The organism is Anoxybacillus tepidamans PS2 (genome assembly GCF_000620165.1).
Taxonomy (GTDB): Bacteria; Bacillota; Bacilli; order Bacillales; family Anoxybacillaceae; genus Anoxybacteroides; species Anoxybacteroides tepidamans_A.
Genome location: NZ_JHVN01000004.1, coordinates 54,555 through 68,695 on the forward strand (window position 1 = coordinate 54,555; position 14,141 = coordinate 68,695).

Consider the following 14,141-nt stretch of genomic DNA (forward strand, 5'->3'; position numbering starts at 1 on the left):
TTCGTATTGATTGAATATGTTTCCTCGTCTGGTGAAGAGGGATTTTCCATGATGGCAGACGTATGGATTTATGAATTTTAGGAGGGACAAAATGAGCAAAAAAGTTACAGAAGTGGTGGAGGAATTAGTAACACCAATTCTTAACGACATGAACCTCGAATTAGTGGATATCGAGTATGTAAAAGAAGGGAAAAACTGGTTCCTTCGTGTATTTATTGATTCAGAGCAAGGGATTGATATTGAACAGTGCGGCGTTGTCAGCGAGAAATTAAGTGAAAAGCTGGATGCCGTTGATCCGATTCCATATAACTATTTTTTAGAAGTTTCTTCGCCGGGAGCAGAACGCCCATTGAAGAAAGCCGCTGATTTTACAAAAGCGGTTGGGAAAAATGTCTATATTAAAACCTATGAACCGATAGAAGGAGAAAAGGAGTTTGAAGGCGAACTTAGTGCCTTTGATGGTGAAAATGTGACGGTAACTGTCAAGCATAAAACGCGAACAAAAACGGTCGTCATCCCGTATGACAAAGTTGCAAGCGCAAGGCTTGCCGTGATCTTTTTCTAATGGGCAGCTAAATGTAAAGGGGGATTTTTGTTTGATGAATACTCAATTATTAGATGCCTTGGCGGCGCTTGTGAAAGAAAAAGGCATTAGCCAAGAAGTGTTGGTCGAAGCGATTGAAGCGGCGATCATCTCCGCCTATAAGCGCAATTTCGGCCAGGCGCAAAACGTGCGTGTCGATTTCAATATGGAAACAGGATCAATTCGCGTGTTTGCGCGCAAGGAAGTCGTCGAAGAAGTATACGACTCGCGTCTAGAGCTTTCGCTTGATGAGGCACGCCGTATCAATCCGAACTACCAAGTGGGAGACATTGTAGAAATAGAAGTTACGCCAAAAGATTTTGGCCGTATCGCTGCGCAAACCGCGAAACAAGTGGTAACACAGCGGGTGCGCGAGGCGGAACGAGGAGTCATTTACGCAGAATTTATTGATCGCGAAGAGGATATTATGACGGGGATTGTACAACGCGTCGATCCGCGTTTTGCGTATGTAAGTTTAGGAAAAGTAGAAGCACTGCTTCCTGTCAGTGAGCAAATGCCAAATGAAACTTATAAACCGCACGATCGCCTAAAAGTATATATTACAAAAGTCGAGAAAACGACAAAAGGTCCGCAAATTTTTGTGTCACGCACTCATCCAGGGCTTCTTAAGCGTCTTTTTGAACTAGAAGTGCCGGAAATTTACGACGGAACAGTAGAGATCAAATCGATCGCGCGCGAGGCAGGAGATCGATCAAAAATCTCGGTGCATTGCGACAATCCAGAGGTAGATCCTGTCGGGGCGTGCGTCGGTCCAAAAGGTCAACGCGTTCAAGCAGTGGTTGACGAGTTAAAAGGGGAAAAGATTGATATTGTTCGCTGGTCCGACGATCCGGTTGAATTTGTTGCTAACGCTTTAAGTCCAGCTAAAGTGCTCAGTGTTATTGTTAACGAAGAAGAGCGCGCGACAACGGTGATCGTTCCAGATTATCAGCTATCTTTAGCGATTGGAAAGCGCGGACAAAACGCCCGCTTAGCGGCGAAATTAACAAACTGGAAAATTGATATTAAAAGCGAATCTGAAGCAAAGCAACTAGGAATTGTATATGAGCAATCCAATTCGCTTGATTCTTTGGACGCACCAATCAATAATGAAAATGAGGGCGGCAAGACATTCGATTTGTCGGAAGAAATCGAGTGAGGGGTGAGCAAAGATGGCGGTTCAGAAAAAAATCCCAATGCGTAAATGTGTCGTAACGGGAGAAATGAAGCCAAAAAAAGAAATGATCCGTATTGTCCGCTCCAAAGAAGGCGATGTTTCGATTGATCCGACCGGCAAAAAAGCAGGACGCGGCGCATATATCACATTAAGCGAAGAATGCGTTTTACTGGCGAAAAAGAAAAATGTCTTGGCTCATCATTTAAAAGCAGAAATCCATGATTCGTTGTATGAACAATTGCTTCAGCTGGCAGCGGAGAAGGAGAACGAAGCAAAGAATGGGCAATAAACAATGGGCGTCTCTGTTAGGATTGGCGAATCGGGCGCGTAAAATTGTCTCAGGAGAGGAATTGGTGATTAAAGAGATTCGCAGCGGGAGAGCCAAGCTTGTGATTTTATCAGAAGATGCGTCTATCAATACAAGAAAAAAAATTCAAGATAAATGCACGTCATACGAAGTTCCGTTGCGTCAAGCTGCCGACCGCTACATGCTCGGTCAGGCGATTGGCAAAGACGCACGTGTAGTCGTCGCCGTCATTGATGAAGGATTTGCAAACAAGTTAATGACGATGTTCGACGTATCATTGTGGGGGTGAATCTATGTCTAAAATGCGTGTATATGAGTACGCGAAGCAAAATAATGTTTCTAGCAAGGACATCATTCATAAATTAAAAGAAATGAATATAGAGGTTTCGAATCATATGGCTACACTTGAACCGGAAGTGGTTGAGAAACTGAACGATACGTATAAGAAAAAGGAACAAAAGCAAAAGCAGGATGTGAAAGAAAAACAGAGTGTTGCCGTAAAGCCGAAAGCGCTCATTGAGGATTTTGAGGACGAGGAAGAAATCATCACAAAGAAAGTACCAATTAAAAAAGGGTCAGGCAAAAATAAAGAAGGCAAAAAACACGACTTGCAAAGCCAGCAGCAAGAGAAGAAAGTTTTCACAAACAAAAAAAATAAAAATAAGAAGCAAAAAGGATATGAAGCACCTCAACCAGAAGTACAAAAGAAAAAAGAGAAAGAACTTCCACAAAAAATCACCTTTGAAGGTTCGCTAACTGTTGCCGAGTTGGCCAAAAAATTAGGAAAAGAACCTTCAGAAATTATCAAAAAGCTGTTTATGCTTGGCGTTATGGCGACGATTAACCAAGATTTGGATAAAGACGCCATCGAATTAATTTGCTCAGATTACGGAGTAGAAGTTGAAGAGAAAGTTGTCATTGATGAAACCGATTTTGAATCGCTGGAAATTGTCGATGATCCAGCTGATCTAGTAGAGCGCCCGCCAGTCGTGACGATTATGGGGCACGTTGACCACGGAAAAACAACGCTTCTTGATTCGATTCGCAACTCAAAAGTAACAGAGCAGGAAGCAGGCGGTATTACACAACATATCGGTGCGTACCAAGTACTAGTCAATAATAAAAAGATTACGTTTCTAGATACCCCTGGCCATGAAGCATTTACGACGATGCGCGCACGGGGGGCGCAAGTGACAGACATCGTTATTCTTGTCGTTGCTGCAGACGATGGTGTGATGCCGCAGACAGTGGAGGCGATCAACCATGCTAAAGCAGCGAACGTACCAATTATTGTAGCTGTAAATAAAATCGACAAACCAACCGCTAATCCGGATCGCGTGATGCAGGAACTTATGGAATATAACCTTGTTCCGGAAGAGTGGGGCGGAGATACGATTTATTGCAAGCTTTCCGCTTTAACAGGAGAAGGAATCGACAACCTGCTAGAAATGATTCTTCTCGTTAGCGAAATGGAAGAGTTAAAGGCGAATCCAAAGCGCCGTGCGATAGGAACAGTCATTGAGGCGAAGCTAGATAAAGGCCGCGGTCCGGTGGCAACGCTGCTTGTTCAAACGGGAACGCTGCACATTAGTGATCCAATTGTAGTCGGAAACACATACGGCCGCGTGAGAGCAATGACGAACGATGTGGGCCGTCGCGTGAAAGAAGCGGGACCATCGACTCCTGTAGAAATTACAGGGCTTAATGATGTACCGCAAGCAGGCGATCGTTTTATGGTGTTTGAGGATGAGAAAAAAGCGCGACAAATCGGAGAAGCGCGTGCGCAAAAGCAATTGCTTGAGCAGCGCAGCGCGAAAACGCGCGTCAGCCTTGACGACTTGTTCGAGAAAATTAAGCAAGGTGAAATGAAAGAGCTAAATATTATTGTCAAAGCGGACGTACAAGGATCGGTTGAAGCGCTCGTTGCAGCATTGCAAAAAATCGATATTGAAGGCGTGCGCGTAAAAATTATCCATTCTGGGGTGGGCGCGATCACGGAATATGATATCATGCTCGCCTCTGCGTCGAATGCGATTGTAATCGGCTTTAACGTTCGTCCTGATGCGAACGCGAAACGTGTCGCAGAATCTGAAAAAGTCGATATTCGCTTACATCGCATCATTTATAAAGTAATCGAGGAAATTGAGGCCGCAATGAAAGGAATGCTTGATCCAGAATACGAAGAAAAAGTGATCGGCCAAGCTGAAGTTCGTCAAACGTTTAAAGTATCCAAAGTCGGAACAATTGCCGGCTGTTATGTGACAGACGGAAAAATTACCCGCGACAGCAGCGTCCGCCTCATTCGCCAAGGTGTGGTTGTTTACGAAGGACAAATTGATACGCTCAGACGTTTCAAAGACGATGTGAAAGAAGTCGCGCAAGGTTATGAGTGCGGTATTACGATTAAAAACTATAACGACATTAAAGAAGGGGACGTTATCGAAGCATACGTGATGCAGGAAGTCGAACGTAAATGATCGGCTATGTGCAATGCGAGTGTATCATCTATAACGCTCAATCTTTAAAAGAAAAACGAGCCGTGTTGCAACGAATAACAACACGGCTCAAACAAAAATATAATATATCAGTAGCCGAAATCGATTACCAAGATGTATGGCAACGCACCAAAATTGGAATAGTAGCTATTACATCCGATCGGATGGCGACAGAAAAAGAACTGCACCGAGCTTTGGAGATGATCGATTCGTTCCCGGAGATCGAACGAACGGTTACAACATTTGAGTGGCTTTAATTGAGGTGATGATGATGAGTTTGCGGGCTACACGCATTGGTGAACAAATGAAAAAAGAATTGAGCGATATCATCGGTCGCAAACTTAAGGATCCCCGCATTGGCTTTGTAACAGTCACGGATGTGCGGGTGACAGGCGATTTGCAGCAGGCGAAAGTGTATATTACGGTCCTCGGCGATGAGGAGCAGCGCCAAAATACTTTAAAGGGGCTAGCTAAGGCAAAAGGCTTTATCCGTTCCGAAATCGGCCAGCGTATTCGCTTGCGAAAAACGCCGGAGATTTATTTTGAAATTGACGAATCAATCGATTACGGAAACCGCATTGAATCGTTAATTCGTAAAATTTCTCAAGAAAATAGTAACGAGCAATGATGGATAGACGTGCGGTCTATCCATTTCCATTATGGAGAGAAAAAGAGGTGTCACAATGGACGGGGTGCTGCTTTTACATAAACCTGCGGGAATGACATCGCACGATTGTGTGTTTCGCATTCGCCGCCTACTACATATCAAAAAAGTCGGACATACGGGAACACTCGATCCGGACGTTTCAGGAGTGCTCCCGATTTGCGTCGGTAAAGCAACAAGAATTGCCGAATTTTTGACAGGGGCAACGAAAACGTATGAAGGGGAAGTCACTCTAGGAGTAGCGACAACGACAGAAGATGCTTCTGGCGAAGTGGTTGAAATAAAAAAAGTGACCCGCGACATCGAGAGGAATGAAATCGAAGAAGTATTTCGGCGGTTGACAGGTGAAATTGTGCAAACGCCGCCCATGTATTCTGCTGTGAAAGTGAATGGAAAAAAGCTGTACGAATATGCGCGTGCTGGAATCGAAGTCGAGCGCCCGATGCGCACCGTCACGATTCACCAACTCGTTTTATTAGATGAGAAAGAAACCTTTTCAGGCGATACCGTTTCATTTCGTTTTCGCGTTACATGCAGCAAAGGGACGTATGTAAGAACATTGGCGGTTATGATCGGGGAGCATCTAGGCTATCCAGCGCATATGTCCCATCTTATTCGAACGGCGTCAGGACCATTTACATTAGAACAATGCTCGACTTTTGCCGATGTTGAAAAACATGCAGAAGCTGGAGAAATTGAAAAACTGCTATTGCCGATTGAAAAAGCGCTTTTCCATTTGCCGAAATATCAAATTAATGATAAAGTAGCAGAGAAAGTAAAAAACGGCGCGGTTTTACCTCTTCCACATTTATTGCAATCATTGGACGGACCGGTCCTTGTGGTTGACGAACGAAACGAAGCGCTTGCTCTTTATAGCAAACATCCGTCAAAACCGCAGCTTATTAAACCGCTCAAAGTGTTTTGCTGAATGAAAGAGCGGGAGGCAGAAGGTGAAAAACAAATATGGAAACACGATTTATCACATATCCTCATCATATGAAAAAGGAACATTTACCGCCGACCGTTATGGCGTTAGGCTATTTCGATGGCGTCCATCTCGGACATCAGCAAGTGATTCGAACGGCAGTCAAAATCGCGTCTGAAAAAGGATATAAAAGTGCGGTGATGACGTTTCATCCGCACCCATCTGTTGTATTAGGAAGGCGAGAGCAGCACGTTCAACTCATAACGCCTTTAAAAGAAAAAGAGCGGCTGATTGCCAGATTAGGTGTCGATTATTTATATGTTGTGGAGTTTACGCCTTCATTTGCCGAATTGCTTCCGCAGCAATTTGTCGATCAATATATTATTGATTTTCACGTGAAACATGTAGTTGCCGGGTTCGATTTTACCTACGGCCGTCTCGGGAAAGGGACGATGGAGACGCTTCCGTTTCATTCGCGGGGGCAATTCGCGCATACGACCGTCCCAAAGCTGACGCGAAACGATGAAAAGATTAGTTCAACGTACATTCGCCATCTCTTGAAAAACGGTGAAGTTCACCAACTCCCTGAATTGCTTGGGCGCTTTTACACAATCGAAGGGACAGTGATTGGTGGTGAAAAGCGGGGGCGAACAATCGGGTTTCCGACGGCCAACATTGATCCGGCAGATGATTATCTGCTGCCTGCGCTCGGAGTGTATGCGGTGAAAATCCGTATTGGCTCTGAAACGTTCGAAGGAGTATGCAATGTAGGATATAAACCGACATTCCACGACAGGCTAGAGGGAAGGCCGAACATTGAGGTGCACATTTTTCATTTTTCTAGGGATATTTATGGAGAGATGGTGACGATCGAATGGCATGAGCGGTTGCGCAGCGAGCAAAAGTTTTCGAGTGTTGCTGAACTAGTCGCGCAAATTCAACGTGATAAAGAAAAGGCAGAGGCATATTTTCGCGAAACGGCCGAAAATACTTGCATTTTGTCGCAAAACGATGTAAGCTAATAAATGTATGTAAAATAACCATTGCTTGGCAAGACGAGTCACCGGCGCTTGCTAGGTAATTGGGGTTTAATAATGAGGAGGTGAACAAGGATGGCACTAACACAAGAGCGCAAAAACGAAATTATCAACCAGTTCAAAATTCATGAAACAGACACTGGTTCTCCAGAAGTACAAATTGCTATCCTTACAGAGCAAATTAACAATTTGAATGAGCATTTACGCGTTCACAAAAAAGACCATCATTCACGCCGTGGGTTGTTGAAAATGGTTGGTAAACGCCGTAACTTGCTTACGTATTTGCGTAACAAAGACATCGCACGTTATCGTGAATTAATTAACAAACTTGGATTACGTCGATAAGGAAAAAGCGGGAGCATTCCCGCTTTTTTGCTAGTTATATAAAGATTGTTGATAGATAGAGGAATATTCGTTCATACTAAAGATAGTCATTATTTTGATTTGTACATAGAGAGGAGTACTCATCTATATGGAGCAAGAAAAACATGTGTTTTCCATAGACTGGGCTGGACGGCCGCTCGTCGTGGAAATTGGTCAATTGGCGAAACAGGCGAATGGAGCGGTGCTTGTCCGCTATGGCGACACGGTTGTGCTAAGCACAGCGACCGCGTCGAAAGAGGCAAAAAGCGTGGACTTCTTCCCGTTAACTGTCAACTATGAAGAGCGCCTATATGCTGTAGGAAAAATCCCCGGCGGATTCATCAAGCGTGAAGGACGGCCAAGCGAAAAAGCCATTTTAGCAAGCCGTCTTATCGACCGGCCAATTCGTCCACTGTTCGCTGAAGGGTTTAGAAATGAAGTGCAAATTGTATCGATGGTGATGAGTGTAGATCAAGACTGTTCTCCGGAAATGGCGGCGATGTTTGGTTCATCGTTAGCGTTAACAATTTCAGATATTCCATTTGAAGGGCCGATCGCTGGAGTAACGGTCGGACGTGTTGATGGACAGTTTGTGATCAATCCGTCTGTTGAGCAGGCAGAAAAAAGCGATATCCATCTCGTAGTTGCCGGCACAAAAGATGCAATTAACATGGTTGAAGCTGGAGCGGACGAAGTGCCTGAAGAAGTAATGCTTGAAGCGATCATGTTCGGCCATGAAGAAATCAAGCGGCTTATTGCTTTTCAAGAGGATATTACCGCACAGATCGGTAAAGAAAAAATGCAAGTCGTTTTGTACGAACTCGACCCTCAATTAGAGGCGGAAGTTCGCGCCATTGCAGAGGCCGATATCAAGAAGGCGGTTCAAGTTCCGGAAAAATTAGCGCGTGAAGCCGCAATCGACGAGGTGAAAGCTGGCGTCGTCGCAAAATTTGAAGCGCAAGAGGCCGATGAAGAAACGTTAAAACAAGTCAACGAAATTTTGCATAAACTTGTAAAAGAGGAAGTGCGCCGTCTTATCACTGAAGAAAAAATTCGACCAGACGGCCGCAAGATTGATGAGATTCGTCCACTTTCCTCAGCGGTTGGTCTGTTGCCGCGCACGCACGGGTCTGGACTGTTTACCCGAGGACAGACGCAGGCGCTTAGTGTCTGTACGCTTGGAGCACTTGGTGATGTGCAAATTTTGGACGGGCTTGGTATTGAGGAGACGAAACGGTTTATGCACCATTATAACTTCCCGCCATTCTCCGTTGGGGAGACAGGGGCGATGCGCGGACCAGGGCGCCGTGAAATTGGTCATGGGGCGCTTGGGGAAAGAGCGCTCGAGCCAGTCATTCCGTCTGAAAAGGAGTTTCCTTATACGATTCGCCTCGTTTCCGAGGTTTTAGAGTCCAACGGATCGACTTCGCAAGCGAGCATTTGTGCAAGCACGCTGGCGATGATGGATGCGGGTGTGCCGATTAAAGCGCCGGTCGCTGGTATTGCGATGGGGCTTGTAAAAAGCGGAGATTATTACACGATTTTAACAGATATTCAAGGCATGGAAGACCATTTAGGCGATATGGACTTTAAAGTGGCCGGAACAGAAAAAGGGGTCACGGCCTTGCAAATGGACATTAAGATTAAAGGATTATCGCGCGAAATTTTGGATGAAGCACTGCAGCAGGCGAAGAAAGGCCGTTTAGAAATTTTAAAACATATGATGCAAACGATTAGTGAACCGCGTAAAGAGCTTTCGAAATATGCGCCGAAAATTTTAACAATGCAAATTAACCCGGACAAAATCCGAGATGTTATCGGACCGAGCGGCAAACAAATTAATAAAATTATTGAAGAAACAGGCGTCAAAATTGACATCGAGCAAGATGGTACGATTTTCATTGCTTCTGTCAATGAAGAAATGAACCAGAAGGCGAAAAAAATCATCGAAGATATTGTTCGTGAAGTTGAAGTCGGACAAATTTATTTAGGAAAAGTCAAACGTATCGAAAAGTTTGGCGCATTTGTTGAGCTGTTCAGCGGTAAAGATGGTCTCGTTCATATTTCAGAACTAGCTGAAGAACGTGTCGGAAAAGTGGAAGATGTTGTCTCAATTGGCGATGAAATCTTAGTAAAAGTGATGGAAATTGACAAGCAAGGTCGCGTCAATTTATCAAGAAAAGCAGTGCTGCGCGAACAAAAAGAAAAACAAAGCCAATGAGGAGCCTCAGGTCGAACCTAGGCTTCTTTGTCGTTTCAGGCAGGTTCTATCTTGTCCTCCCGCTACATAGTCTGTAATAAAAAGGGGGGATGAGATATTAATGCGCGTTACATATGGCTTGTTGTAACCTTTTTATTTGCATGGGGCATTGCCAGCCAGCCATTTGTGAATGAATATATTATGTCATTGAGAGAAAAAAGTATAGAGACATCGCAAATGCGAGATAAACTTTATGTTGAAATTCAAACAAAGGCGAAGCAATATGAAGTCCCTCCGCGCAATGCGGTCATCGATCGAGTATGGAAGGCCATTCCGGGATACAATGGGCTAAAGGTCAACGTGAAAGCTTCTTACGAAAACATGAAAAAAGATGGTGTTTTTGATGAACGAAAGCTCGTTTATCAGCAAATACCTCCGAAAATTCATCTTGACGATTTGCCGGCCGAAGCCATTTATCGTGGCCATCCAGAAAAACCGATGGTGGCCCTCCTTATTAATGTTGCATGGGGAAATGAGTACATTCCTAAAATGCTAGATATTTTGAAAAAGCACCATGTCCACGCTACCTTTTTCCTTGAAGGGCGTTGGGTAAAAAATCATCCCGATATGGCAAAAATGATTGTAGATGCTGGTCAGGAAGTTGGCAATCATTCTTACAGTCACCCGGATTTAAAAACAATGAGCAACAGTGCGATTCGGTCAGAGCTTGAAAAAACAAACGAAGTCATTGAAGCGACAACAGGGGTAAAATGCAAATGGTTTGCTCCTCCAAGCGGAAGCTATCGTGATGATGTGGTAAAAATTGCCCACGATTTGAAGATGCGGACCATTATGTGGAGTGTCGATACAATAGATTGGCAAAAACCATCGCCATCTGTTATAGTGAAACGGGTAACGTCTAAGCTTCATCCGGGAGCGATGATTCTAATGCATCCTACGTTATCGACTGCCGAAGCATTGGAACCGCTTATTGTTTCTATCAAACAAAAATATGAAATAGGCAATGTATCAATGCTTTTAGACGAAAAAAGAATTGCTAAAAAATAGGAGGAACGTGAATTTGATTAACAAGTATACGTGTCAAAACGGGGTACGCATTGTGCTAGAACAAATTCCAACGGTACGTTCAGTAGCAATTGGAATATGGATCGGAACGGGTTCGCGCAATGAACATGAACAGAACAACGGGATATCCCATTTTTTAGAGCATATGTTTTTTAAAGGGACTAAAACACGCACGGCGCGGGAAATTGCGGAAGCGTTTGACAGCATCGGGGGGCAGGTCAACGCTTTTACCTCTAAAGAGTATACATGCTATTATGCGAAAGTGTTAGATGACCATGCGCACTTTGCTCTTGATATGCTGGCTGATATGTTTTTCCATTCGACATTTGTAGAAGACGAATTACAAAAAGAGCGGAATGTGGTGCTTGAAGAAATTAAAATGTATGAAGACACGCCGGATGATATTGTTCACGATTTGCTCAGCAAAGCATGCTATGCTACCCACCCGCTTGGATACCCGATTTTAGGAACAGAAGAGACGCTTCGTACGTTTACAGGAGACTCTTTGCGTGAATACATGGCGGATTATTATACCCCGGATCGAGTTGTTATTTCTGTTGCGGGCAATGTAAACGAATCTTTTATTCGGGACATCGAAGCATATTTTGGCTCCTTTACAGCGAAAAAGCGGACGCAAAGCGGCATTGCGCCTGTTTTCCATCCGCAAAAGTTAGCGCGGCAAAAAGATACGGAGCAAGCGCATTTATGCATCGGTTTTAACGGATTGCCGATAGGCCACGAGCATATTTATAGTTTAATTATTCTTAATAACATTTTAGGTGGAAGCATGAGCAGCCGCCTCTTTCAAGAAGTGCGTGAACAGCGCGGGTTAGCGTACTCGGTATTTTCTTATCACTCTTCCTATCAGGATGGGGGATTATTAACCATTTATGGGGGGACAGGCAGCAATCAATTAGATGTGCTGTTTGAAACAATCCAAGATACGATTCGTAAACTCAAAGAAGATGGGATTACAGCAAAAGAGTTGCAAAATAGCAAAGAGCAAATGAAAGGAAGTCTAATGCTCAGTCTAGAAAGCACAAACAGCCGCATGAGCCGCAACGGGAAGAATGAATTGCTGCTTGGTCGTCATCGCTCTCTTGATGAAATCATCGAAGAGATTAATGACGTAACGGCGGAGAAAGTAAACGAACTTGCGCGGCATATTTTTAGCGATGACTATGCCGTTGCGCTCATTAGCCCCAATGGTCAGCTGCCGACTGCGCTCCGCTCTTAAGTGTTAGCTTGCGAATGCCTGATATAAAAATGCCTGCGACCGTCGCTTGCAGGCATTTTTTTATTGATTGGCTCTTACAATGATAATAAAGAGCTAAAGGGGTGCATAGATGGTGCGATTGAGCGAGCTAAGCGGCAAGGAAATCGTTGATGTGAGACGAGCGGAACGGCTTGGAATACTAGGGCAAACGGATTTAGAAATTAACGAGCAGACAGGTCAAATTCAAGCGTTATTGATTCCAACAGGGAAGTGGTTCGGTTTTCGGAAAGAAGGGAACGAGATTCGCGTGCCGTGGAAGTATATCAAGAAAATTGGTACAGAGATGATTATTATTGACTTTCCAGAAGAATAGAAAATGAAAAGGGGACTCGGCATTCACAGCCGAGCCCCTTTTTAGTTATATTCACCTATTTTCGCCTTTTACATAAGATGTGAAAGAGATAGTGACATACGAGTTTTCACAAAGAAGGTGAGGCATATGATGCTGACAGGGATGCATGTCGCAATTATTGGCGGAGATGCGCGGCAGCTAGAAGTTATACGCAAGTTGACTGAATTGGATGCGAAATTATCCCTTATTGGCTTCGATCAACTAGCTCACAGTTTTACTGGCGCCACGAAAACATCAATCAATGAAATCGATGTTTCTGATTTAGACGCAATCATTTTACCTGTTCACGGCACAAATTTAGAAGGAAAAGTAAACACGGTTTTTTCCAATGAAAAAATTGCTATTACGGAGGAAATGCTTTTAAAAACGCCAAAGCATTGTACGGTTTACTCAGGTATTAGCAATAGCTATTTAGATGACCTAATGAAGGCCGTCAATCGGAAATACGTTCAATTGTTTGAACGCGATGATGTAGCCATTTATAACTCGATTCCGACAGCAGAAGGAACGATTATGATGGTAATCCAGCATACAGATTTTACAATTCACGGCTCACGCGTCGCCGTTTTAGGATTAGGCCGTGTTGGCATGACGGTTGCTCGCACATTCGCCGCTTTAGGTGCCAAAGTGAAAGTAGGGGCGCGGCGCACCGAACATCTAGCGCGAATTTTGGAAATGGGGCTTGAACCGTTCCATCTTCAAGATTTGGAGAAAGAAGTAAGGGACATTGATGTGTGTATTAATACAATTCCAACGCTGGTTGTGACCGCAAGCGTTATTTCGAAAATGCCTGCTCATACGCTCATTATCGATTTAGCTTCAAAACCCGGAGGAACGGATTTTCGTTATGCTGAAAAACGAGGCATCAAGGCATTGTTGGCTCCAGGGCTTCCGGGGGTCGTTGCTCCAAAAACAGCCGGTCAAATTATTGCGAACGTTCTTTCACAACTATTGTTTGAGGATTTAAATAAACGAAAGGGGAAAGTATAAATGAGCCTAAAAGGAAAGCGCATCGGTTTTGGACTAACAGGATCACACTGCACATATGATGCGGTGATGCCGGAAATTGAAAAGCTTGTAAAGGAAGGAGCAGAAGTGTTGCCGGTTGTCACCCATACGGTTAAAACAACGGATACGCGGTTCGGAGACGGGGAAGAGTGGGTGAAAAAACTGGAGGAGATCACTGGAAATAAGGTGATTGATACAATTGTGAAAGCAGAACCGCTTGGGCCGAAAATTCCCCTCGATTGCATGGTTATCGCTCCATTGACAGGGAACTCGATGAGCAAGCTCGCTAACGCGTTGACCGACTCTCCTGTTCTTATGGCGGCCAAAGCAACGATGCGCAACCATCGGCCTGTCGTTGTCGGCATTTCAACCAATGATGCGCTCGGGTTAAATGGCGTTAATCTAATGCGTTTGATGGCTGCGAAAAATATTTATTTCATTCCGTTTGGCCAGGATGCTCCGCATGCGAAACCGAACTCGATGGTAGCAAAAATGTCGCTTTTGCGCGACACGGTTGTTGCTGCTCTTGAAGGAAAACAGTTGCAACCCGTTATTATCGAAAAATTTCGCGATAACAACAATTAATAAATAATCAAAAAAAAGAAAATTTATGCATGTGAATAAAAAAATTTCTCTCCTTTAAAGGTGAATGTGTTAAAATAAAAACT

16 protein-coding genes are annotated in these 14,141 nt (G+C 44.1%); all 16 read left to right on the forward strand.

What is annotated here, in order from left to right:
* The first annotated feature begins 91 nt into the window (after nucleotides 1–91).
* The 16 genes from rimP to N667_RS0106025 all read left to right on the forward strand — a co-directional run bounded on the left by rimP (nucleotide 92) and on the right by N667_RS0106025 (nucleotide 14,058).
* Nucleotides 92–565, forward strand: coding sequence for a ribosome maturation factor RimP (gene rimP, locus N667_RS0105950; protein ID WP_027408723.1), 474 nt, complete (start codon nucleotides 92–94; stop codon nucleotides 563–565).
* 34 nt (nucleotides 566–599) lie between these two features.
* Nucleotides 600–1,742, forward strand: a complete 1,143-nt coding sequence (gene nusA, locus N667_RS0105955; protein ID WP_027408724.1) for a transcription termination factor NusA — start codon at nucleotides 600–602, stop codon at nucleotides 1,740–1,742.
* Nucleotides 1,743–1,755: 13 nt separating this feature from the next.
* Nucleotides 1,756–2,049, forward strand: a complete 294-nt coding sequence (gene rnpM / locus N667_RS0105960) for an RNase P modulator RnpM (protein ID WP_027408725.1) — start codon at nucleotides 1,756–1,758, stop codon at nucleotides 2,047–2,049.
* A complete protein-coding gene (locus N667_RS0105965) occupies nucleotides 2,039–2,356 on the forward strand; it encodes a YlxQ family RNA-binding protein (RefSeq protein WP_027408726.1) in 318 nt (105 codons plus the stop codon). Before rnpM ends, N667_RS0105965 begins: the two co-directional genes overlap by 11 nt.
* A gap of 4 nt (nucleotides 2,357–2,360) precedes the next feature.
* The gene (gene infB, locus N667_RS0105970) at nucleotides 2,361–4,544 is read left to right on the forward strand and encodes a translation initiation factor IF-2 (protein ID WP_027408727.1); all 2,184 of its coding nucleotides are present in this window, start codon (nucleotides 2,361–2,363) and stop codon (nucleotides 4,542–4,544) included.
* Nucleotides 4,541–4,819 (forward strand): DUF503 domain-containing protein, encoded by a 279-nt coding sequence (locus N667_RS0105975; RefSeq protein WP_027408728.1) that lies wholly within the window; start codon nucleotides 4,541–4,543, stop codon nucleotides 4,817–4,819. The genes infB and N667_RS0105975 overlap by 4 nt, the downstream gene beginning before the upstream one ends.
* 14 nt (nucleotides 4,820–4,833) lie before the next feature.
* Complete coding sequence (rbfA, locus tag N667_RS0105980; RefSeq protein WP_027408729.1) at nucleotides 4,834–5,190, forward strand: 30S ribosome-binding factor RbfA; 357 nt, start codon at nucleotides 4,834–4,836, stop codon at nucleotides 5,188–5,190.
* Between the two features lie 55 nt (nucleotides 5,191–5,245).
* Complete coding sequence (gene truB, locus N667_RS0105985; RefSeq protein WP_027408730.1) at nucleotides 5,246–6,154, forward strand: tRNA pseudouridine(55) synthase TruB; 909 nt, start codon at nucleotides 5,246–5,248, stop codon at nucleotides 6,152–6,154.
* Nucleotides 6,155–6,189: 35 nt separating this feature from the next.
* Nucleotides 6,190–7,173: a bifunctional riboflavin kinase/FAD synthetase gene (ribF, locus tag N667_RS0105990; protein ID WP_027408731.1), complete on the forward strand. Its 984-nt coding sequence runs from the start codon at nucleotides 6,190–6,192 to the stop codon at nucleotides 7,171–7,173.
* 90 nt (nucleotides 7,174–7,263) lie between these two features.
* The gene (gene rpsO, locus N667_RS0105995; protein WP_027408732.1) at nucleotides 7,264–7,533 is read left to right on the forward strand and encodes a 30S ribosomal protein S15; all 270 of its coding nucleotides are present in this window, start codon (nucleotides 7,264–7,266) and stop codon (nucleotides 7,531–7,533) included.
* A 127-nt stretch (nucleotides 7,534–7,660) separates the two neighbouring features.
* Nucleotides 7,661–9,772 carry a polyribonucleotide nucleotidyltransferase gene (gene pnp, locus N667_RS0106000; RefSeq protein ID WP_027408733.1) on the forward strand — a complete coding sequence of 704 codons (2,112 nt, stop codon included), beginning with the start codon at nucleotides 7,661–7,663 and terminating at the stop codon, nucleotides 9,770–9,772.
* 180 nt (nucleotides 9,773–9,952) lie between these two features.
* Nucleotides 9,953–10,819, forward strand: a complete 867-nt coding sequence (locus N667_RS0106005) for a polysaccharide deacetylase family protein (protein ID WP_084278927.1) — start codon at nucleotides 9,953–9,955, stop codon at nucleotides 10,817–10,819.
* Nucleotides 10,820–10,832: 13 nt separating this feature from the next.
* On the forward strand, nucleotides 10,833–12,074 hold the full coding sequence (locus tag N667_RS0106010; RefSeq protein ID WP_027408735.1) for a M16 family metallopeptidase: 1,242 nt from the start codon (nucleotides 10,833–10,835) through the stop codon (nucleotides 12,072–12,074).
* Nucleotides 12,075–12,186: 112 nt separating this feature from the next.
* Entirely contained in the window at nucleotides 12,187–12,426 is a 240-nt protein-coding gene (locus N667_RS0106015; RefSeq protein ID WP_027408736.1) for a YlmC/YmxH family sporulation protein, read from the forward strand.
* A 126-nt stretch (nucleotides 12,427–12,552) separates the two neighbouring features.
* On the forward strand, nucleotides 12,553–13,455 hold the full coding sequence (gene dpaA, locus N667_RS0106020; protein WP_027408737.1) for a dipicolinic acid synthetase subunit A: 903 nt from the start codon (nucleotides 12,553–12,555) through the stop codon (nucleotides 13,453–13,455).
* Nucleotides 13,456–14,058 carry a dipicolinate synthase subunit B gene (locus N667_RS0106025; RefSeq protein WP_027408738.1) on the forward strand — a complete coding sequence of 201 codons (603 nt, stop codon included), beginning with the start codon at nucleotides 13,456–13,458 and terminating at the stop codon, nucleotides 14,056–14,058.
* Nucleotides 14,059–14,141: the final 83 nt, after the last annotated feature.

Bases quoted from the DNA above. Each gene is read 5' to 3' on its own strand.
- pnp (WP_027408733.1), top strand. From the start codon at position 7,661: ATGGAGCAAGAAAAACATGTGTTTTCCATAGACTGGGCTGGACGGCCG.
- dpaA (WP_027408737.1), top strand. From the start codon at position 12,553: ATGATGCTGACAGGGATGCATGTCGCAATTATTGGCGGAGATGCGCGG.
- N667_RS0105965 (WP_027408726.1), top strand. From the start codon at position 2,039: ATGGGCAATAAACAATGGGCGTCTCTGTTAGGATTGGCGAATCGGGCG.
- rbfA (WP_027408729.1), top strand. From the start codon at position 4,834: ATGAGTTTGCGGGCTACACGCATTGGTGAACAAATGAAAAAAGAATTG.
- truB (WP_027408730.1), top strand. From the start codon at position 5,246: ATGGACGGGGTGCTGCTTTTACATAAACCTGCGGGAATGACATCGCAC.
- N667_RS0106025 (WP_027408738.1), top strand. From the start codon at position 13,456: ATGAGCCTAAAAGGAAAGCGCATCGGTTTTGGACTAACAGGATCACAC.
- nusA (WP_027408724.1), top strand. From the start codon at position 600: ATGAATACTCAATTATTAGATGCCTTGGCGGCGCTTGTGAAAGAAAAA.
- N667_RS0106005 (WP_084278927.1), top strand. From the start codon at position 9,953: ATGTCATTGAGAGAAAAAAGTATAGAGACATCGCAAATGCGAGATAAA.
- rpsO (WP_027408732.1), top strand. From the start codon at position 7,264: ATGGCACTAACACAAGAGCGCAAAAACGAAATTATCAACCAGTTCAAA.
- N667_RS0105975 (WP_027408728.1), top strand. From the start codon at position 4,541: ATGATCGGCTATGTGCAATGCGAGTGTATCATCTATAACGCTCAATCT.
- infB (WP_027408727.1), top strand. From the start codon at position 2,361: ATGTCTAAAATGCGTGTATATGAGTACGCGAAGCAAAATAATGTTTCT.
- rimP (WP_027408723.1), top strand. From the start codon at position 92: ATGAGCAAAAAAGTTACAGAAGTGGTGGAGGAATTAGTAACACCAATT.
- ribF (WP_027408731.1), top strand. From the start codon at position 6,190: ATGGAAACACGATTTATCACATATCCTCATCATATGAAAAAGGAACAT.
- rnpM (WP_027408725.1), top strand. From the start codon at position 1,756: ATGGCGGTTCAGAAAAAAATCCCAATGCGTAAATGTGTCGTAACGGGA.